The sequence below is a fragment of the Thalassotalea sp. PP2-459 genome (assembly GCF_001913705.1).
Taxonomy (GTDB): Bacteria; Pseudomonadota; Gammaproteobacteria; order Enterobacterales; family Alteromonadaceae; genus Thalassotalea_C; species Thalassotalea_C hakodatensis.
Genome location: NZ_MKQD01000038.1, coordinates 109,156 through 130,321, shown reverse-complemented (window position 1 = coordinate 130,321; position 21,166 = coordinate 109,156). Strand labels below are relative to the sequence as shown.

Sequence of the window (21,166 nt, the reverse complement as noted above, 5' to 3'; positions counted from 1 at the left end):
TCTTATTTAGCCTTGCTGTTCTTTTGTTGTTTTTTTGCTTTAGCTTTTGCAACGGCAGCCGCTATACGTGCTTTTTTATCGTTATCTGTTTCAGCTGAAACAGAAGTTTGCTCCGTTGTATCTACTGATTCTGATTTTTGAGTATTGTCTTTACTATTACTATCTAGCGCATCAACTTTACTAGCATGCGTATTGTTTTGCGCTTTTTTTGCTTTGGCTTTGGCTACCGCAGCGGCTATACGCGTTTTTTTATCATTTTCAGCTTGATTTGACGTTGATGATTGTTCTGTTGTGTCGACCGATTCTGTTTTTTGCGTGTTGTCTTTACTATGGCCCTCAGGCTCATCACCTTTAGTATGAGCACTAGTTTGTGCTTTTTTTGCTTTCGCTTTAGCAACGGCAGCGGCTATCCGTGCTTTTTTATCATTTTCTGGTTGAGTTGAGGACGTGGGTTGTTCTGTTGTTTCTTCTGTTTGTTTGTTTTCGGGCCTAATACTATCAGACGTTTTTATATCAGTACTATTTGTACTGTTTTGCATTTTTTTTGCTTTCGCTTTAGCTACGGCAGCTGCAACCCGTGAACTTTTGTTCTCACCCGCGTTAGGTGCTTGTTCCGTCGTGTTTTGTTTTGCAGCTTTTTTAGCTTTAGCGCGTGCAATAGCTGCTGCTACAGGTGATTTTTCATTATCACTTGTTTCACTTTGTTCGTTGTTTGATGCGCTTTGTTGTTTTTTTGCTTGAACACGAGCTAGGGCAGCTGCAACCGCTGATTTTTCTTTGTTTGCTTCTTTTGTGCCGGAATTCATTCTTGCTTTACGAGCTTCTGCAGCTTTTTTGTGTTTTTCTTCGCGAATTCTTTTATCTCTTTCAAGCCTAGCCTTACGAGCTTCAAACCGTTGTTTTGCCTTTTCGGCTTTAATATCAAGTAACTTTTGCTCTCTAATTTCCGCTTTTGCGACACGATAATAATGAACCAGTGGGATATGGCTTGGACAGACATAAGCGCAAGCGCCACATTCAATACAATCAAACAGGTTTAATTTATTGAGTTGGTCGTAATCTTGGGCTTTGGCACTCCACTGTAGCTCCTGAGGTAATAGTTGTGCAGGACAAGCGTCAGCACATTGTCCACAGCGAATACACTCAACCTCAATATTATCATCAGGAATTTCTTTTTCGCTTGGGGCTAGCAGACAGTTTGTTGTTTTTACAACGGGGATCTCATCACTCGCTAAGCTAAACCCCATCATTGGCCCACCCATAATGATGTGTTTTTTAGCTTGTTCAGGGTAGCCACACTGTTTAAGTAAAAACGAAACGGGTGTGCCTAATAGTGCCCACACATTTTGTGGTTTTGAAAGTGCTTGGCCACTAACAGTAATAACACGTTTTATCAGTGGGGTATCGGAAATAACCGCTTCAGCAATAGCAAAACATGTTGCAATATTTTGCATGACAATACCTAATGCGCTTGGTAATACACCTGAAGCAACTTCTTGACCTGTAAGTGCTTGAATAAGTTGTTTTTCGCCGCCCATAGGATATTGTGTTGGCAATACACACACTTTTATTTTATCGATATCTTGAGTTTGACGACGCAACGCTTCTATTGCTAAAGGTTTATTGTCTTCTATACCAATTAAAATAAAAGCAGGCTCAAGTATTTTATCAAGAATGTTAATGCCATCTAAAATAGTACCGGCGTTTTCTCTTACTAATAAATCATCAGCTGTAATGTATGGCTCACATTCGGCTGCATTAATAATAAGGTAATTTATTTGTGCTTGAGTATTTACCTTCACATGCGTTGGAAAACCTGCTCCACCCATGCCTGAAATACCTGCATCAGCGATTTTTTCAATTAATGTATCTTTTGATAATTCATGAAAGTTTTTAGTGATGTGGCGATCTCGCCATTTATCTTCACCGTCAGGAACAAGGGTGACACATAGTTCACTCAGTCCTGATGGATGAGCGATAACGTGAAGATTGATGTTGGTTATTTTGCCACTGGTAGGCGCATGAACGGGCACCATAAGTGGCGCAGAAGCTTTTGTTAATGCTTGGCCTTTTAATACAGTATCACCTACAGCGACTAGTAAGTCGCCGGGTTCACCAATATGTTGTTGAACAGGAATAACTAGCTTTTCGGGTAAAGGCAAGCTTCTGATTGGTTTCTCATTGGTTAAGAACTTCATTTCTGGTGGGTGAATGCCACCATGAAACTGCCAAAATTGGCCGCGTTCTATACGTTCAATTACAGATTCCAAATCAACCTCTTTACTTAACTTCTGTTACGGGAATACTTTCTAAGTCCCATTGCCAGTTTCGTGTCGTTTTTTCGATAGGACGCATTTCAATACAATCTACTGGGCAGGGGGCAACACATAAATCACAACCAGTACATTCATCTATGATGATGGTATGCATTTGTTTTGTTGCACCGATAATGGCATCTACAGGGCATGCTTGAATACACTTGGTGCAACCAATACAGTCTTCTTCAATAATAAAAGCGACTTTAGGTGTGTTATCTGCCTCATGACTTTCGTCCATCGCGATAGGTTCTACGCCCATTAAGTCGGCAATTTTTTTAATGGTTTCATCACCACCAGGGGCACATTTATTGATAGCTTCGCCATTGGCAACTGCTTCAGCATAAGGTTTACAGCCAGGATAACCACATTGCCCACATTGTGTTTGCGGTAGTAATTCGTCTATCTGTTGAGCAAGAGGATCTCCCTCAACTTTAAATTTGATTGAGGCATAGCCAAGTAGCGCACCGAATGCTAATCCGATCAACCCGAGAATTAAAATAGCGATAAGAGCGGTCATTAAAATTTCACCAAGCCACTGAACCCCATAAAGGCAAGCGACATCAATCCTGCGGTGATCATCGCAATAGCTGAGCCTTTAAAAGGCTTTGGTATATCTGCATTTGCAAGTTTTTCACGCATGGCGGAAAACATGACCAGTACCAAAGAAAACCCGAGTGCTGCACTGAAACCATAAACAATCGATTCAATAAAGTTATGGCTTTCATACATGTTTAATAAAGCAACACCAAGTACCGCACAATTGGTAGTAATCAAAGGAAGAAATATGCCAAGTGAACGATAAAGGTTGGCACTGGTTTTTTGAACAACCATTTCAGTAAATTGCACCACTACAGCGATGACTAAAATAAACGTCATGGTAGTTAAATACTGTAGTGATAATGGTTCTAACACATAGGTTTGCACTAAATAACTAATTAGCGATGCTAACGTCATTACGAATGTAGTGGCGTAACACATGCCGATTGCGGTTTCAGTTTTTGAGGACACTCCCATAAAAGGGCAGAGGCCAAGAAACTTCACGAGCACGAAGTTATTGACTAAAACCGTGCCCACTAATAATAAAAAGTAGTCAGTCATTTTTTATGCGGAGTTCTTAAAAATTGAGGGTATTATCCGATTTTCTATCAAAGATAACAACAGCTCGATGTAAAAAGTTATGTTGCAAGTGCAACAATTTTTGACGATGTGCTAGCTTTATTACCAAGCGACCGATTTTTCACAAGGTTTTTGCCCTTTGCTAAGCAAAAATATAATGCATTAGAGAACGCCATAGTAGGGTGTTCTCTTTGTGATATGACTTTTATTCATATTCAGAAAACGCTGTTAAAACGCATGGTAAAAATTAACCCACCTAAATCTTCTCTGGTTTACCTATGTAGTAACCTTGACAGCCATCAATAAATAATTTTTCTAAGGTAAATTTTTCTTCTTGACTCTCTACACTTTCTGCTAACACTGTAATGCTTAATCGATGCGCTAAATCTATCATTAATCGAAGGAAATATTGATTGTTTTTGTCTTCATCAATATCGCGAGTATAGGTACTGTCCATTTTAATGAAGTCTGGTTTTAAATCTCGGAAAAATTTAAACGAGGTTAAGCCAACACCAAAGCGCTCTACAGTCACTCTGGCACCTGTGCGATGCAACAAGTCGATAAAACGCTTACTTGTTTTAATATTTTGCTGTAAGCCAAATTCACTAATTTCAAAGACTAAACTTGCACTGATTTTAGGGTCGCGTAATAAGCGTCTTTCTAACCAAATTAAAAAATGTTCATCGCTAATACTTCTAGGGCTTATGTTTATGCCAAAATTTTGGTCAACAAGATTCTTTTTCCCAATCAAAGTGATTGCTTGTTCTATGATCATCCGATCTACTTCTACTATCTTATCTAGCTTTTCAGCCATTGCGATAAACGAAGCCGTTGGCAGCATTTCATTAGAAGAGTTGAGAAACCGTGCTAGAAATTCACCATAAACCTTAGTGGTTCGAGTATTAGGTTTAATGGGTTGAACGAGTAGGGTTACCCGCTGGTTTTCAAGTACACTTTCTATTTCTTGACGCCAATTTTGGTTGCCATAACTGGCGCTATCGCTGCTTAAAATGTTGGTATCTGTTTGTGCATGCCAAGCATTAATTTGTTGTGTTTGGGCAACACTAATTGCTGTATCTGCTAACGCTAAAAGTTCGCCTAGGGGGTTATCTTGAGTAAATGAAACCAAGCCAGTGTATGCGACAGAGTCTAAGTCTGAAGATAGTTGAAAGTCATTAAATTTACTGGAAATATTGTCAGCAAAATTTTCAGCTTCTCTCATCGTGGTATTTGGTAAAATACAAGAAAAATCAGAACTGTTAAGCCTAAAAATCTTTGCCCCTTTATAACTTGAAAGGCTATTTTTAATAATTTCAGCAACTTTCGCGATGTAATTATCACCCTCATGATAACCATGAATTTGGTTTATGGTTTGTAGCTCACTGCAACGGGTAATAGTGAGTACACCAAATTCTATATGTTGGTGTTCTAATTCAAAGTACTGAACAAAGCGATTACGGTTTTCGAGCTGAGTAATGCGATCAATGTAGGCATCACTTTCTAATGCTTTAGTATCGTCTATGTGAGTAGATATTTGCTTTTTAATTTCATCAATGCCCGCATCTAGTTCAGGTAAGTCAAACTTTATGGTTTGTTCTTGTACTTCTGTGTTGCCTATCGCGTGATTTAAGTCTTGATTGATTTGTTTATTAATACGCTGAATTATTTCACCATAGCGATTGATACTTAATTTTCCCGCGATAAGTGCTAGCAAAAATGAGCTGATCAATAAAATTAAGGCAAAGCTAAAAAAAATCTTGGTTTCAGATTGAGGGTTTACAGCATATTCGATGCGATATTGATTGTTTTGAACTGCTATTGTTTCATATTGGCTTGCCAAAAGCTTATCAAGCCAAGATAATGATGCTGAATGCTGAAAAATAACGCCTTCATTATTGGTTATTTTTAAGAAAGAAAGTTGTTGATTACGAAGTAAAGATTGTGCAACTTGCTCAAAGGTTGTTTCAGACGATTGTTTAAATAAAACAGAAAGTGTGACGCCGTGTTGATGCTGCTTTTCTGCTACTTGTTGTTTCGCGATAAAAAAAGTCACTGCCAATACGATAATATTAAACAGTAACGCATAAACAATATTGCGAGAAATAATCTGAGAAAACGTAAACATTTTAACCCTTAAATATAACAGCTATATGCTCGCCAGTTTTGCAATCATGAGTTAACCGCTAAAACACCACCGAAGTGTTAAAATAACTTTGTAAAAGACAACTGGTTAGCTGAAAAATTATTATTATGTTCATCGTTATAACACGAAAAACTTAACAATACTAACGCATTGTAATTCCATTAATTTATTCCACTAATTCTTATTGTGTACCTTAGATTGCATAAAATCAATTTCTCTTCTTTAGGATAATAGCGTTTTATCGTAGTTTAGCTGATAAGTCACTTGCGAAACCATCGCTATATCTATATAATCTGTCCGTCTTTTTGACATATCAATCACTGAAGGCGAATAATGGCGTTATCCATTGTCGTTATTGATATGTTAGTTAACCGTAGTGTTAACAATAGCGGGCTTCGGTGAATATGGCCCCTATATGGGGTTTTTTTATATCTGTTGTAAGATATAATACAGCATGATTTATCGCTGGGCTTTAAGCCCTTTTTTTATATCTGGATGAAAAGAAATTGGAGAAGTTGATTGGCTAAATTTGAAGACAACTTAACAGAAATGTTACGCCCAGCAGTAGAAGCAGTAGGCAAAGAGCTTCTGGGAGTTGAGTTTGTAAGTGCAGGGAAACACTCTGTACTTCGTGTGTTCATTGATCACGAAAATGGCATTGTTGTTGATGATTGTGCGGAAGTCAGTCATTCAGTTGGCGCTATATTAGATGTAGAAGATCCCATTAGCACTGAATATAGCCTTGAGGTTTCTTCTCCAGGCCTCGATCGTCCATTATTTTCATTGGCTCATTATCAAGCGATAGTCGGTGAAACCGTAAATATTAAGTTAAATATGCCACTAAACGGACGCAGAAAATTCAAAGGCATATTGGAAAAAATTGAGAATGACACTTTGGTTGTTGTAGTAGACGGTGAGAGTTATGACATTATCTATAGTAATATTGATAAAGGTAACTTAGTGCCGCGATTTGATTAACAACAATTTAAACGATAACGATTAACATATAGGCTAAAAAGCATGAGTAAGGAAGTATTACTAGTTGTAGATGCCGTTTCTAATGAAAAAGCATTACCTCGTGAGAGCATTTTTGAGGCAATGGAAACTGCGCTAGAAACTGCAACGAAGAAAAAATATGAAGGTGATATTGTTGTTCGAGTTGCTATCGATCGTAAATCGGGTGAATTTGATACGTTTAGACGCTGGTTGGTAATTGAAGATAATCAAGAAGCGGAAAATCCATACGCTGAAATGAGCTTATCTGCAGCCCAGTATGATGAACCCGAAATTCAACTAGGCGACTACGTTGAAGAACAGATCGAGTCAATTACATTCGACCGTATTACTACACAAACTGCAAAGCAAGTTATTGTTCAAAAGGTACGTGAAGCTGAGCGTGCTTTGATTGTTGATTCATATCAAGATCAAGTTGGTGAGTTAATAACAGGGGTTGTTAAAAAAGCGAACCGTGACAGTGTCATTCTTGATCTAGGTAATAATGCTGAAGCGGTCATTTACCGTGATGACTTATTACCGCGTGAAGTATTTCGTCCGGGAGACCGTGTTCGAGGCTTATTATATGCAATTAAGCCAGAAGCGCGTGGCGCACAATTATTTGTTTCACGTACGAAACCAGAAATGCTAATTGAATTATTCCGTGTTGAAGTGCCTGAAATCGGTGAAGAAATGCTGGAAATTCGTGGTGCAGCTCGTGATCCAGGTTCACGTGCAAAAATCGCTGTTAAGTCAAATGATAAGCGAATTGATCCTGTTGGTGCTTGTGTTGGTATGCGAGGATCTCGAGTTCAAGCGGTTTCTGGAGAATTAGGTGGGGAGCGTGTAGATATCGTTTTATTTGACGATAACCCTGCTCAGTTTGTTATCAACGCAATGGCACCTGCAGAAGTGGCGTCGATCATTGTTGATGAAGACAAACGCACAATGGATATTGCTGTTGAAGAAGGTAATTTAGCAATGGCAATTGGTCGTAATGGTCAAAATGTACGTTTAGCGAGCAACTTAACTGGTTGGGAACTCAACGTGATGACTGTTGACGATATGAACGAGAAGCACCAAGCTGAAAACGATAAAGTGTTAAATCTATTCACTGAGAAATTAGACATTGATGAAGATTTTGCCACGTTATTAGCTGAAGAAGGTTTTACATCTCTTGAAGAAGTTGCCTATGTTCCAACGTCTGAGTTATTAGAAATAGACGGCATGAACGAAGAAATTGTTGAAGAGTTAAGAGACCGCGCTAAAGCCGCATTAACCACACAAGCTTTAGCAAGTGAAGAATCATTAGAAAATGCAGAACCAGCAGAAGATCTTCTTAACCTTGAAGGGTTAGATCGTCACCTAGCATTTGTTTTCGCAAGTCGAGGCGTTATTACGCTTGAAGATTTAGCAGAACAAGGGGTAGATGATATTTCTGATATAGAAGAGCTAGATGAAAAGACAGCAGGCGAGCTAATTATGGCCGCTCGTAATATTTGTTGGTTTAACGAAGAATAATCGCCGGGAGAACTATATAGATGGCATCTGTAACAGTAGAAGAACTTGCCAAAGAAATAGGTGCACCTGTCGAAAGATTGGTAAGCCAGTTATCTGATATTGGTATTGAAAAAGCGTCGGTTGACGAAATTTCACAACAAGAGAAAGAATCATTACTTGATCACTTGCGTAAACAGCATGGTGACGACACAGGCGCTGAGCCAAGCAAAATGACACTAAACCGTAAGAAAAAATCTACGTTAGTGTTAGGCTCAGGAAGCAAAGCTAAGTCAGTACAGGTAGAAGTGCGTAAAAAGCGTACCTATGTTAAGCGCAGTGATGTTGAAGAACAACACGCTCAAGCTGAAAAAGAAGCTGAAGAAAAAGCGTTAGCAGAAGCAAGAGCAAAAGAAGAAGCGGAAGCGAAAGCAAGAGCCGAAGCGGAATTAAAAGCGAAAGCAGAAGCAAGAGCGAAAGCCGAAGCTGAAGCGAAGGCAAAGGCGAAAGCCGAAGCTGAACGTAAAGCCAAGGAAGCGACTAAAGCGAAAGCTGAGCAAATTGAAAAAGTCAAACCCGCAGCACCTGTTGAAAGTGAAGAAGCACGTAAATTACGTGAAGCCGCTGAAAAAGAAGCTGCTGATAAAGCCGAAGCTGAAGCAAAAGCAGCAGCTGAAGCCGCACGTAAACTAGCTGAAGAAAATGAAGCACGCTGGAAAGCGGAAGAAGAAGAACGTAAAAAACATGAAAATGATGTTGTTCACGTTACTTCATCTGTTTATGCGCAAGAAGCAGAAGATGCCGTAGATGCTCAGGAAGAAACGGGTCGTCGTCGCAAGAAGAAAAAAGCGAAAAAAGATGATAAGCCTGTAGCACATGGCAAAGGTAAGAAGAAAACCTTATCTGCTCCGCAAAGTTTAAAACATGGTTTCCAAAAACCTGTTGAAGCGAAAACGAAAGAAGTACGTATTGGTGAAACACTTTCAGTAGCCGAGCTTGCTAATAAAATGGCAGTTAAAGGCGCAGAAGTTGTTAAAGTAATGTTCAAAATGGGCGCTATGGCAACCATTAACCAAGTGATTGACCAAGAGACTGCAGCACTAGTTGCTGAAGAAATGGGTCATGATGTTGTTCTCGTGAAAGAGAATGCGCTAGAAGAAGCGGTACTTTCTGATCGTGGTGACATAGGTGAAGCACAAACTCGCGCACCTGTTGTTACCATTATGGGTCACGTTGATCATGGTAAAACATCGTTACTTGACCACATTCGTGAAGCAAAAGTTGCAGCAGGCGAAGCGGGCGGTATCACACAACATATTGGTGCATACCACGTTGAAACTGATGGTGGCATGATCACCTTTTTAGATACCCCTGGTCACGCAGCCTTTACGGCTATGCGTTCTCGTGGTGCTAAAGCAACTGATATTGTTATTATTGTTGTTGCTGCCGATGATGGTGTTATGCCACAAACAATTGAAGCTATTCAGCATGCGAAAGCAGCCGAAGCGCCGATTGTTATTGCTGTGAATAAAATGGATAAAGAATCAGCAGACCCAGACCGTGTGAAAACTGAACTTTCTCAACATGATGTTATCCCAGAAGACTGGGGTGGTGATGTACAGTTTGTTCATGTATCAGCTAAAACAGGTTTAGGTATTGATGAGCTTCTAGACTCAATATTGCTTCAGTCAGAAGTCTTAGAGTTAACGGCTGTTGTTGATAAAATGGCAAGCGGTGTGGTTGTTGAATCTAAGCTTGATAAAGGTCGTGGCCCAGTTGCAACCGTTCTTGTACAAGAAGGTACGCTAAAACAAGGTGATATCGTGCTTTGTGGTTTAGAGTATGGTCGTGTTCGTGCAATGCGTGATGAACTAGGCCGTCAAATTACTGAAGCAGGTCCTTCAATTCCGGTGGAAATTTTAGGCCTTTCGGGTGTACCGCAATCAGGTGATGAAGCTACTGTTGTTAAAGATGAGAAAAAAGCACGTGAAGTTGCGTTATACCGTCAAGGAAAATTCCGTGATGTTAAGTTAGCACGTCAGCAAAAAGCGAAACTTGAAAACATGTTTACTGACATGGCTGAAGGTGAAGTTTCTGAAGTTAACGTGGTACTTAAGTCTGACGTTCAAGGTTCACTTGAAGCGATTTCTGATGCGTTAGTTAAGCTTTCAACAACAGAAGTGAAAGTGAAAATCATTGGTTCTGGCGTTGGTGGTATTACCGAAACTGACGCTTCATTAGCAGCTGCGTCAAATGCGATTGTTGTTGGTTTTAACGTACGTGCTGATGCTTCTGCGCGTAAAGTCATCGAAACTGAAGGGGTTGATTTACGCTATTACAGTGTAATTTATCACTTAATTGATGAAGTTAAACAAGCAATGAGCGGTTTACTTGCACCAGAATTTAAACAAGAAATTATCGGTCTTGCAGAAGTACGTGACGTATTTAAATCTCCAAAAATTGGTGCAATCGCTGGTTGTATGGTGACAGAAGGTCTTATTAAGCGTAATAATCCAATCCGTGTACTTCGTGAAAACGTTGTGATTTACGAAGGTGAGCTTGAATCATTAAGACGCTTTAAAGATGACGTACAAGAAGTGAGAAAAGGTACTGAGTGTGGTATCGGTGTTAAAAACTATAATGACGTTAAAGTAGGCGATCAAATCGAAGTATTTGAAATCGTTGAAGTACAACGTAGCTTGTAGTGTTTAATGATATTGTTCCCCTTTATTTTTAAGTTGAATTAAAATAAAGGGGAGAACAATAACGCACAACTAGATTTTGACGGTGTTGAAAAATAGTATAATGAAATGGGGGCTTTGCCCCCGTTTTGATTTCATAAGAGTTTATATTGAATCGGGGTTTCTATGAGTAGAGATTTCTCACGCACTGATCGCGTAGGTCAGGAAATTCAAAAAGAAGTGGCAATGATCATTCAACGTGAAGTAAAAGATCCACGTTTGGGTATGGTAACGGTTAATGCAGTTGAGGTTACTCGTGATCTTGCCTATGCCAAAATTTACGTCACCTTTTTTACGCTAGAAGGGCAAGATGCTGAGCAGTCTATTGCACTTCTAAATGAAGCATCGGGTTTTATTCGGAGCTTATTAGCAAAACGCATTAAAGCGAGAATTATGCCTGAATTACGCTTTGTATATGACAAATCAATGGTTGAAGGTGTGCGTATGTCTTCGCTTGTTGATCAGGCTGTTGCTGACGATGAGCAGCGAAAGTCAAAGCATAAAGGTGATGACGAGTAATGGCAAAAAGAAGAAAAGGAAGGCCGGTCAACGGTATTGTATTACTTGATAAGCCTTATGATATTTCATCGAATAAAGCCTTACAAAACGTTAAACACATTTATTTTGCACAGAAGGCTGGACATACAGGTGCGCTTGATCCGTTAGCAACAGGTATGTTGCCGATTTGTTTAGGAGAGGCGACTAAGTTTTCTCAGTTTCTATTAGATACAGACAAAACCTATCAAGTGACCGCAAAGCTTGGCGTTAGAACCACAACCAGTGATATTGATGGCGATATTGTTTCAGAAAAGCCAGTTAATGTCAGTGAAGCACAAATTTTAACAGCACTTGATAGCTTTCGTGGCAAAACGCAGCAAATACCGTCAATGTTTTCAGCATTGAAATATCAAGGTCAGCCTCTTTATAAATATGCACGCGAAGGCATAGAAGTACCACGTGAGTCACGTGAGATAGAAGTGTTTAATTTAGAAGTATTACGCATTGAAGATGGCGAAGTAGAACTAGAAATACATGTATCCAAAGGGACTTATATTCGTACTATTGTTGATGATTTAGGCGAATTGTTAGGTTGTGGTGCTCATGTTAGCGCGCTTAGGCGTGTGAGTGTTGGCAGTTATCCCCGTGATAAAATGGTTACATTGACGCAGCTTGAAACACTATTAGCAGAAGCTAAAGAGCAAGATATTTCACCATCGTCATTACTTGACCCATTATTATTACCGATGAATACAGCAGTGGTTGATTTACCCTCAGTATCTGTTGATGACATGAGTGCAGCTTTTTTAAGAAGAGGAAACCCCGTGCAAGCAGCAAATGCACCAAGTGATGGAGTAGTGCAAGTTTATATTGATAATGACAATGAACCTGAATTTATTGGTGTTGGTGTTATTGATGATAATGGCTTAGTTGCGCCAAAGCGAATTACCGTTGTAGAGCCAACTTAACTGCTATTAGCAATAGGGCTTAGTGCGAATAAATATTGCAAAATTAATGTTTGTTGGTAGAATACGCGCTCTTTTAGAACGTCTTGCTGGTTTAGTGTTCGGCTTGACGCGATTTTTAAACACTAATTTAAGGTATAAACTATGTCTTTATCAGTAGAGCAAAAAGCAGCTATCGTTGCTGAATACGCAACAAAAGAAGGTGATACAGGTTCACCGGAAGTTCAAGTTGCTTTGTTAACAACTCAAATCAACCACTTACAAGGTCACTTCAAAGAGCACATCCATGATCACCACTCTCGTCGTGGTTTATTACGCATGGTTAGCCAACGTCGTAAGTTACTTGATTACTTAAAAGGCAAAAATGTTGAACGTTATTCAGCATTAATCGCTAAATTAGGTCTACGTCGTTAATCGATGCTGACTTGATAAAAAAGGAGCCAATGGCTCCTTTTTTACTTTTTTGTGTACATCAAAAATTACATCAATAGGTATTATTCGTCTAATTCTATTGCTATGGCATCAACTATTTTCTTTGGTTGGCCAATATACAAGTTGTGATTTAAAAGTATTAACTCATCATCTACTGCTAATAACAAAGCAGGAATAGCTTGCGTACCAATAATTTGTTGAATTTCATCGATATCACCTATGGCATACTCAGCTTCTTTACAGAGTTTGCTTGCTCTTAAGCTTTTTGCTGGTGGAGATAATTTTAGTGTGTCGATGGTAGGTTTAACATCTTGTTCTGAAGAAAGTGCATTACCATGTTTAAAATGTTGCTCTTGAAGGTTAGCTAATAAATTCAGCGCTTTTCCTTGTGCTTTTTGTTCTACCCAACTCATTAAGTTTGCTATTAACGTAGAATCTTGTCTTTGTTCACATTGTTGTTTATATGCGTCACTAAAGGTAACGGTTGATAATGACTCTATGTCTTTCAATTTTGCTGCATCTACAGCGTTATCACCATGATAATAAGCACAGTGTAAAGTATGAATCGTAATGTCATTGCGGGCTTTTGCGATTTCGGCAAGTAAAGGGCTGGCAGCATAGCTCCATGGGCAATGACTGTCATAAATAAAGAAAATTTCTGCGGACATAGTAAAACTAAAAACCTGAGTGTAAGAATACACTAATTTTATCGCGAATAGGGTAAATATGCATCCGTTATCTCTTTATAATAATGAATAATGCAGCAGTGAAAATAAAAAGTGCTGTTCAAATATTCCACTTTATGGTATAAAGTGCGCCGCTAAAACTGACACAGTACACAAGTAAATTGTTATTGTGTTGGTTTTACAATAACGAGGTATTCAATAATGAATGCCTACTACTTAAACTCACATACATCTAGCAAAGATATATCGGGGTGCGCGATTTTCGCGTCGAATATATTGGGTGTATGAACGCTTAACCCCAAAAGGAAAATATTATGCCAAACGTATCAATGCGTGACATGCTTAAAGCAGGTGTTCACTTCGGTCACAAAACTCGCTACTGGAACCCAAAAATGAAATCTTACATTTTTGGTGCTCGTGATAAAGTTCATATTATCAACTTAGAGCAAACAGTTCCTATGTTCAACGAAGCCTTATCTTTCTTATCTGGTGTTTCATCGAAAAAAGGTAAAGTATTATTTGTTGGTACTAAGCGTGCTGCAAGTGAAGCAATTAAAGATGCTGCTATTAAGTGTGACCAATTCTACGTTAACCACCGTTGGTTAGGTGGTATGTTGACTAACTGGAAAACAGTTCGTCAATCAATCAAGCGTTTAAAAGATCTTGAATCACAAAGCACTGATGGTACTTTCGAAGCATTAACTAAGAAAGAAGCATTAATGCGTACACGTGAAATGGAAAAGCTTGAGAAAAGCCTTGGTGGTATCAAAAACATGGGCGGCTTACCAGACGCTATTTTCATGATTGATGCTGACCACGAGCACATTGCTGTTAAAGAAGCAAACAACCTAGGTATTCCAGTAATCTCAATTGTTGATACTAACTCTAACCCAGACGGTATCGATTACATTGTGCCTGGTAACGACGACGCCATTCGTGCAGTAACGCTTTACACTGATTCTGCAGCTAATGCTGTATTAGAAGGCCGTGAGCAAAACATCGCTGTTCAAGCTGAAAAAGACGGTTTCGTAGAAGCTGAATAATTCACTTTTCAACACATGTCGATTGCCATAATAGCGTCATGCTGTTGTGGCAATCTGTTAAAACTTATTCGAATTTTGAGGAATTAACTCATGGCAATTACTGCTGCTCTAGTTAAAGAATTACGTGAACGTACTGGCGCTGGTATGATGGATTGTAAGAAAGCCTTACAAGAAACAGACGGCGATATCGATTTAGCCATTGAAAACATGCGTAAATCAGGCCAAGCGAAAGCTGCTAAAAAAGCAGGTAACATCGCTGCTGAAGGGCAAATCATGATCAAAGACGGTGCTCTAGTTGAAGTTAACTGTCAAACTGATTTCGTTGCAAAAGATGAAAACTTCTTAGCCTTTGCTAATGAAGTTGTTGCTGCAGCTGCTGCGTCTAAGCCTTCAATTGAAGAGCTACAAGCACAATTTGAAGAAAAGCGTATCGCACTTGTTGCTAAAATTGGTGAAAATATCAATGTACGTCGTGTAGCTTATGTTGATGGTGCTTCTGCCTCTTATAAGCATGGCGCAAAAATTGGTGTTGTTGTAGCGGGTGAAGGTGATGCAGAATCACTTAAACACGTTGCAATGCATGTTGCGGCTTCAAAGCCTGAGTATGTAAACCCAGAAGATGTACCTGCTGAAGTTGTAGAGAAAGAAAAAGCAATTCAAATTGACATCGCAATGAACGAAGGTAAGCCTGCTGAAATCGCTGAAAAGATGGTTACAGGCCGTATGAAGAAGTTTACTGGTGAAATCTCACTTACTGGTCAAGCGTTCATCATGGAACCTAAGCGTACCGTTGGCGACGTATTAAAAGAGAAAGGCGTTTCTGTTTCTTCATTCATTCGCTTAGAAGTAGGTGAAGGTATTGAAAGAAAAGAAGAAGATTTTGCTGCTGAAGTTGAAGCACAAATTGCTGCGGCTAAATCTTAATCGAAAGTTGGCTAATAATTGAGTGAAAACACTCTTTTTATTATTTAGACTTCCGATAGTTCGCTAAACGTATTAAAATAGCCGCGGTCATAAAACCGTGGCTATTTTTTTATCAGCTATATTAGCATTACATCAACACAGGAATGTTTTTTATATGAGCACCAATCCTAAACCAACATATCGTCGCATCCTATTAAAACTCAGTGGTGAAGCCTTAATGGGCGATGAAGGATTCGGTATCGATCCTAAAATATTGGATCGTATGGCACAAGAAATTAAAGAACTTGTTGAAATGGATATACAAGTTGGACTTGTTATTGGTGGCGGAAATTTGTTTCGCGGTGCAGGCCTTGCAGAAGCAGGGATGAATCGCGTAGTTGGTGACCAAATGGGTATGTTAGCGACAGTCATGAACGGTTTAGCCATGCGTGATGCGCTTCATCGTGCGTTTGTTAATGCGCGTTTGATGTCAGCGATTGATTTAGCCGGGGTATGTGATACGTATAACTGGGCTGAAGCCATCAGTTTATTAAAGTCTGGCCGGGTCGTTATTTTCAGTGCAGGTACTGGTAATCCGTTCTTTACAACTGATTCTGCAGCCTGCCTTAGAGGCATAGAAATTGAAGCTGATGTTGTTTTAAAAGCAACTAAAGTTGATGGTATCTTTTCTGATGATCCCGTAAAAAACCCTGAAGCCGAACTCTATAAACATTTAACGTACCAGGAAGTACTAGAAAAAGAATTAAAAGTAATGGACTTGGCGGCATTTACTTTGGCTAGAGACCATAGTATGCCTTTACGTGTATTTAACATGAATAAACCAGGTGCGTTGAAAGCTGTGATCATGGGGAACGAAGAAGGTACCATCATAGATCATGCAGAAAACTTAGCATAATTGTACAACGTAAGGATTATCAACGTGATTGAAGAAATCAAACAAGATGCGCAAGAGCGCATGAAAAAAAGCATTGATTCACTTAAAAATAGCTTAAATAAAGTAAGAACAGGCCGTGCCCATGCTTCACTTTTAGATAATATTACTATTGAGTATTACGGTGTTGATACGCCGCTTAATCAAGTGGGTAATGTTTCAGTTCCTGATGCTCGTACTATTGCAGTGACTGTTTTTGATAAAAGCATGATATCAGCAGTAGAGAAAGCAATTATGTCCTCTGATCTAGGATTGAATCCTTCATCGCAAGGCACATTAATTCGAATCCCGTTACCGCCACTGACAGAAGAACGTCGTAAAGATTTAGTAAAAGTGGTAAAAGGTGAAGGTGAAAACGGCAAAATTGCTATTCGTAATATTCGTCGTGATGCAAATTCTGACATTAAAACACTGAATAAAGAAAAAGAAATTAGTGATGATGAAATGCACCAGTCAGAAGATGAAGTGCAAAAAATTACCGATATTTATATCAAGCAAGTCGATGAAATTCTTGCTGATAAAGAAGCAGAGTTAATGGAAATTTAACGCTTAAAAGTATGTAATAACGTCGCAGCTACCACTGCGGCGTTTTTTATATCTTGTTGATTGTCAATGGAGTTTTTGTGTCACAATCATTAAATGCTGACAATATTGATCTTACCCCCCAACATGTTGCCATCATCATGGACGGTAATGGTAGATGGGCGCAACAACGTGGTAAATCGCGTGTTGTGGGTCATAAAAATGGCGTCGAATCGGTTCGTGCTGTGGTTTCTACCGCGAGAAAACAAGGCGTGAAAGCGCTAACCTTGTTTGCTTTCAGTAGTGAAAATTGGCGTCGTCCGGAGCAAGAAGTAGGCGTATTAATGGATTTATTTATGTTAGTGCTAACGCGTGAAGTTAAGAAGCTACATAAAAATAATATCCGTTTCCAAGTTATTGGTGATACCTCAAAATTTTCATCCTCTTTGCAAGAGAAAATTACTGCAGCAGAAAAGCTAACACATAAGAACGATGCCATGGTATTGTCGGTGGCGGCAAATTATGGAGGTCGTTGGGATATCACTCAAGCGGCTCAAAAACTCGCCATTGAAGTTCAGCAGGGTAATATCGATGTGCAAGACATCACTGAGGCAAGCATTGATCAATATACCAGCTTAGCTGACTTGCCGGAGCTTGATTTGTTAATCAGAACTGGTGGTGATTACAGGATCAGTAATTTCTTATTATGGCAAGCAGCATATGCCGAGTTTTATTTTACCGATATTTTATGGCCTGATTTTCAAGAACAGGCTTTTTGTGAAGCTTTAGCAAGCTTTAGTGGCCGAGAAAGGCGCTTTGGTCAAACGGGTGACCAAGTTAAGGAAAACAGATAACAACCAACAATTACATATATAAGGGTTATCTTTTGTTATTAAAACGTATTATTACAGCTTTGGCATTAGCCCCATTAGCAATTTGGGCTATTTTTTATATGTCGCTGGAACATTTTGCTTATTTCATTATGGTGGTGATGGCCATCGGAGCGTGGGAATGGGGGCCTTTAATGGGCTTTAAAAACAACCGTCGGCGTTTGGCGTTCGTTGTGGCCACTGTTACGTTAATTTCCTTATTATGGTATCAAATACCTTTGTTTGCGTTATGGCAAGATCCCATGGTGTTAAATCAACATGTCAGTTATTTATTATGGCTAGCTGTCGTGTGGTGGCTTTTATCTGCAACGTTAACATTTTTATACCCTCGGTGTAGTAAGTTTTGGTCAAGTCATCGCTCAGTGCGAGGTTTATTTGGTTGGTTAACACTTGTTCCTACTTGGCTTGCATTTATGGTGTTAAGAACAAATCATTATCAAGATGACCCATATCACGGTGCACAATTGATTATGTTTTTATTTTTGATGGTGTGGGCTGCAGATATTGGTGCTTATTTTGTTGGTAAGTCAATTGGTAAACATAAATTAATGCCCAACGTGAGCCCTGGTAAAACGATGGAAGGTTTTATTGGCGGTGTTATTTTTGCCTGTATATTAATTGCAATAGCTGGGTATTTTTTGGATTGGCAAAGTAAACAATATTTAACGGCTATTGGTGTTACTGCCTTGATCACAACAATTTCAGTGCTTGGCGATTTAAATGAAAGTATGTTTAAACGGCAAGCTGGCATTAAAGACAGTGGTTCTATTTTACCTGGTCATGGTGGTGTACTTGATCGTATTGACAGCTTAACGGCAACAGCCCCAATATTTGCTCTGTGTTACGCTTTTTTTGGATGGTCTTAAAGTTATATGATACGTAACGTTTCAATTTTAGGTTCAACGGGCTCTATTGGCACCAATACGCTTGACGTTATTAAGCGTCATAAAACCCAGTTCAATGTTGTGTCTTTATCTGCTAATAGTAATGTTGCTTTGATGCTAGAGCAGTGCCAACAATTTCTTCCTAAAAAAGTCGTTATGGTAGACCCTACAGCTGCTGCCGACTTAAAAGCTCAATTAGCAAAAGTTTCACTCGAACATATTCATGTAAATAGCGGTCATGATGCACTTGTTGACATTGCTGGGTGTGAAAGTGTTGACACAGTGATGGCTGCCATTGTTGGTGCTTCAGGGTTATTACCAACCCTGTCAGCGGTTAAAGCCGGAAAGCGCGTATTGCTAGCGAATAAAGAAGCGTTAGTCACATCGGGACAAATTTTTATTGATGCTCTTAATAATTCACAAGCGCAATTGTTGCCCATTGACAGTGAACATAATGCAATATTCCAGTGTTTACCTTCCAATGAACAACAAGCGATAGGTCATTGTCAACTTAAGAAAAATGGCGTGAGTAAAGTGTTGCTTACCGGTTCAGGCGGACCGTTTAGAACACTCGATAAAGCAAAACTTCAACATGTTACGCCTGAACAAGCATGTTCACACCCTAACTGGGATATGGGGAAGAAAATATCGGTTGATTCAGCCACGATGATGAATAAAGGGTTGGAGTTTATCGAAGCAAAATGGTTATTTAATGTGTCTCCTGACGATATTCAAGTGGTATTGCATCCGCAAAGTACCATTCATTCTATGGTGCAATATAAAGATGGCTCAGTTATCGCGCAAATGGGTAACCCTGATATGCGTACGCCTATCGCACATGCTTTAGCCTTTCCTGACAGAATTGATGCGGGCGTAGAGCCGTTAGATTTTTTTAGCACCCCCTCGTTTGATTTTGAACAGCCAGATTATGAGCGCTATCCTAATTTGAAGTTAGCGATAGAGGCTTGCAAATATGGGCAAGGAGCATGCACCGCTTTAAATGCTGCGAACGAAGTTGCAGTATCTGCGTTTTTAGCTAAAGAAGTTAAATTTACCGATATTTTCAAAATAAATGAAACTTGTGTGAAAAATTTTGTCTCACAACAGGTAGAGTCAATTGAAGAGGTTGTGGCATTGGATATACTCGTTCGTGAGTTTGCCAGAGAACAAGTGTTAATCATAATGAAAGCTGGTAGTGACAAAAATAAGGTAAGTAATTCATGATTGAATTTTTATGGAATCTTTTGTCTTTTATCGTAGCATTGGGCATTTTAATTACCGTTCATGAATATGGCCACTTTTGGGTTGCGCGTAAAAATGGCGTGAAAGTACATCGCTTTGCTATCGGTTTCGGTAAACCCTTATGGCGAACCTGTGACAAACATGGCACTGAGTTTGTTATTGCAATGATCCCGCTTGGCGGTTACGTGAAAATGCTAGATGAGCGTGTGGATGACGTTGATGATGCAGATAAACATGCCACTTTTAATAGTAAAACAGTTTATCAACGCATTGCGATTGTTGCTGCTGGGCCATTAGCCAACTTTCTTTTTGCCATTGTCGCTTTTTATTTAATGTTTATTCTTGGTATGCCAAGTGTAAAGCCCGTGATTGGGCAAATAACGCCATCGTCCATTGCTGAACAGGCATTGTTAACGCCTAATAGTGAAATTGTCGAAGTGGCAGGACAACATACTATTGATTGGCAAGCAGTAAATTTAGCGTTAATTGCTAATATGGGCGAAGAAACCATTGGTATTAAAATACGATCAAGCGATAGTGCCTCAGTAAGAGAGTATCAATTAAATACCACCGATTGGCAGTTTTCACCAGAAAAGCAATCAGCGATAGAAAGTATCGGCTTACGACCATATATGCCGAAAACGTATACTGAGATTGCGCTAGTTGAGGAAAATAGCCCAGCCGATAAAGCAGGTTTACAAGAGTCAGATCAAATACTTGCGATTGAAAATGAAAAAATTAAAGATAATTGGCATAAATTTACGGAACTAATTAAAAGCTACCCCAATCAAACCATCGTGCTCGACGTAGAACGTGCCGGAAAATTGCTTACTATTGACGTTACGCCACAGGCAAGAGACGTAAATGGTAAAACGGTTGGTTATTTAGGTTTAGCACCCAAGGTTGATCCTTACCCAAAAGCGTATCAAATAGAGATATCGTACGGTATATTTGACGCCTTAACGCAAAGTTTAGTAAAAACATGGCAACTTGTGACACTAAGTTTTGATATGATAGGTAAATTATTGACGGGTGATGTATCAGTCAAGAATTTAAGCGGTCCGATAGCAATAGCTCAAGGTGCTGGTGATCATGCAGGTTATGGTTTTGTTTATTTTTTAGGCTTTTTAGCGCTAATTAGTATTAATTTAGGCATAATTAACATTTTACCGGTTCCAGTACTTGATGGCGGACATTTAGTTTATTACTTTATAGAGCTTTTAACGGGTAAACCGGTATCAGAAAAAGTACAAGAAATAGGTTTTAAATTTGGTACACTAGCCATATTGGGCTTGATGAGTATCGCTCTTTTTAACGATTTATCGCGGTTATAAATAACAA

General features: G+C 39.2%; 19 protein-coding genes. 14 read left to right on the top strand and 5 right to left on the bottom strand.

What is annotated here, in order from left to right; genetic code table 11:
• Window positions 1-2: 2 nt before the first annotated feature.
• The 4 genes from rsxC to BI291_RS09130 all read right to left on the bottom strand — a co-directional run bounded on the left by rsxC (window position 3) and on the right by BI291_RS09130 (window position 5,559).
• Window positions 3-2,270, bottom strand: a complete 2,268-nt coding sequence (gene rsxC / locus BI291_RS09145; protein WP_074498446.1) for an electron transport complex subunit RsxC — start codon at window positions 2,268-2,270, stop codon at window positions 3-5.
• A 10-nt stretch (window positions 2,271-2,280) separates the two neighbouring features.
• Window positions 2,281-2,835, bottom strand: a complete 555-nt coding sequence (rsxB, locus tag BI291_RS09140) for an electron transport complex subunit RsxB (RefSeq protein ID WP_074498445.1) — start codon at window positions 2,833-2,835, stop codon at window positions 2,281-2,283.
• Window positions 2,835-3,416: an electron transport complex subunit RsxA gene (gene rsxA / locus BI291_RS09135; RefSeq protein WP_074498444.1), complete on the bottom strand. Its 582-nt coding sequence runs from the start codon at window positions 3,414-3,416 to the stop codon at window positions 2,835-2,837. Before rsxA ends, rsxB begins: the two co-directional genes overlap by 1 nt.
• 274 nt (window positions 3,417-3,690) lie before the next feature.
• Entirely contained in the window at window positions 3,691-5,559 is a 1,869-nt protein-coding gene (locus BI291_RS09130) for an EAL domain-containing protein (protein WP_074498443.1), read from the bottom strand.
• A gap of 537 nt (window positions 5,560-6,096) precedes the next feature.
• Here BI291_RS09130 and rimP point away from each other — a divergent pair.
• The 6 genes from rimP (at window position 6,097) to rpsO (ending at window position 12,685) form a co-directional block, all read left to right on the top strand.
• A complete protein-coding gene (gene rimP / locus BI291_RS09125; RefSeq protein ID WP_074498442.1) occupies window positions 6,097-6,555 on the top strand; it encodes a ribosome maturation factor RimP in 459 nt (152 codons plus the stop codon).
• A gap of 42 nt (window positions 6,556-6,597) precedes the next feature.
• Window positions 6,598-8,091: a transcription termination factor NusA gene (nusA, locus tag BI291_RS09120; RefSeq protein WP_074498441.1), complete on the top strand. Its 1,494-nt coding sequence runs from the start codon at window positions 6,598-6,600 to the stop codon at window positions 8,089-8,091.
• A gap of 20 nt (window positions 8,092-8,111) precedes the next feature.
• A complete protein-coding gene (gene infB / locus BI291_RS09115) occupies window positions 8,112-10,772 on the top strand; it encodes a translation initiation factor IF-2 (protein ID WP_074498440.1) in 2,661 nt (886 codons plus the stop codon).
• 162 nt (window positions 10,773-10,934) lie between these two features.
• The gene (gene rbfA, locus BI291_RS09110; RefSeq protein ID WP_074498439.1) at window positions 10,935-11,327 is read left to right on the top strand and encodes a 30S ribosome-binding factor RbfA; all 393 of its coding nucleotides are present in this window, start codon (window positions 10,935-10,937) and stop codon (window positions 11,325-11,327) included.
• Window positions 11,327-12,274, top strand: coding sequence for a tRNA pseudouridine(55) synthase TruB (gene truB, locus BI291_RS09105; RefSeq protein WP_074498438.1), 948 nt, complete (start codon window positions 11,327-11,329; stop codon window positions 12,272-12,274). Before rbfA ends, truB begins: the two co-directional genes overlap by 1 nt.
• A 141-nt stretch (window positions 12,275-12,415) precedes the next feature.
• The gene (gene rpsO / locus BI291_RS09100; protein ID WP_074498437.1) at window positions 12,416-12,685 is read left to right on the top strand and encodes a 30S ribosomal protein S15; all 270 of its coding nucleotides are present in this window, start codon (window positions 12,416-12,418) and stop codon (window positions 12,683-12,685) included.
• A gap of 80 nt (window positions 12,686-12,765) precedes the next feature.
• On the opposite strand, the gene BI291_RS09095 is transcribed toward rpsO, so the two are convergent.
• A complete protein-coding gene (locus BI291_RS09095; RefSeq protein ID WP_074498436.1) occupies window positions 12,766-13,371 on the bottom strand; it encodes a hypothetical protein in 606 nt (201 codons plus the stop codon).
• Between the two features lie 332 nt (window positions 13,372-13,703).
• Here BI291_RS09095 and rpsB point away from each other — a divergent pair, with 332 nt between their 5' ends.
• The 8 genes from rpsB to rseP all read left to right on the top strand — a co-directional run bounded on the left by rpsB (window position 13,704) and on the right by rseP (window position 21,159).
• Complete coding sequence (gene rpsB / locus BI291_RS09090; RefSeq protein WP_074498435.1) at window positions 13,704-14,432, top strand: 30S ribosomal protein S2; 729 nt, start codon at window positions 13,704-13,706, stop codon at window positions 14,430-14,432.
• Between the two features lie 90 nt (window positions 14,433-14,522).
• Window positions 14,523-15,356, top strand: coding sequence for a translation elongation factor Ts (tsf, locus tag BI291_RS09085; RefSeq protein ID WP_074498434.1), 834 nt, complete (start codon window positions 14,523-14,525; stop codon window positions 15,354-15,356).
• Between the two features lie 154 nt (window positions 15,357-15,510).
• Entirely contained in the window at window positions 15,511-16,251 is a 741-nt protein-coding gene (gene pyrH, locus BI291_RS09080) for a UMP kinase (protein WP_074498433.1), read from the top strand.
• A 24-nt stretch (window positions 16,252-16,275) separates the two neighbouring features.
• Complete coding sequence (frr, locus tag BI291_RS09075) at window positions 16,276-16,833, top strand: ribosome recycling factor (protein WP_074498432.1); 558 nt, start codon at window positions 16,276-16,278, stop codon at window positions 16,831-16,833.
• A gap of 59 nt (window positions 16,834-16,892) precedes the next feature.
• Complete coding sequence (gene uppS / locus BI291_RS09070) at window positions 16,893-17,663, top strand: polyprenyl diphosphate synthase (protein WP_175573104.1); 771 nt, start codon at window positions 16,893-16,895, stop codon at window positions 17,661-17,663.
• A 32-nt stretch (window positions 17,664-17,695) separates the two neighbouring features.
• Complete coding sequence (locus BI291_RS09065; RefSeq protein WP_074498430.1) at window positions 17,696-18,565, top strand: phosphatidate cytidylyltransferase; 870 nt, start codon at window positions 17,696-17,698, stop codon at window positions 18,563-18,565.
• Between the two features lie 9 nt (window positions 18,566-18,574).
• On the top strand, window positions 18,575-19,807 hold the full coding sequence (gene ispC / locus BI291_RS09060) for a 1-deoxy-D-xylulose-5-phosphate reductoisomerase (protein ID WP_074498484.1): 1,233 nt from the start codon (window positions 18,575-18,577) through the stop codon (window positions 19,805-19,807).
• Complete coding sequence (gene rseP / locus BI291_RS09055; RefSeq protein WP_074498429.1) at window positions 19,804-21,159, top strand: sigma E protease regulator RseP; 1,356 nt, start codon at window positions 19,804-19,806, stop codon at window positions 21,157-21,159. Before ispC ends, rseP begins: the two co-directional genes overlap by 4 nt.
• The last annotated feature ends 7 nt before the right edge of the window (window positions 21,160-21,166 follow it).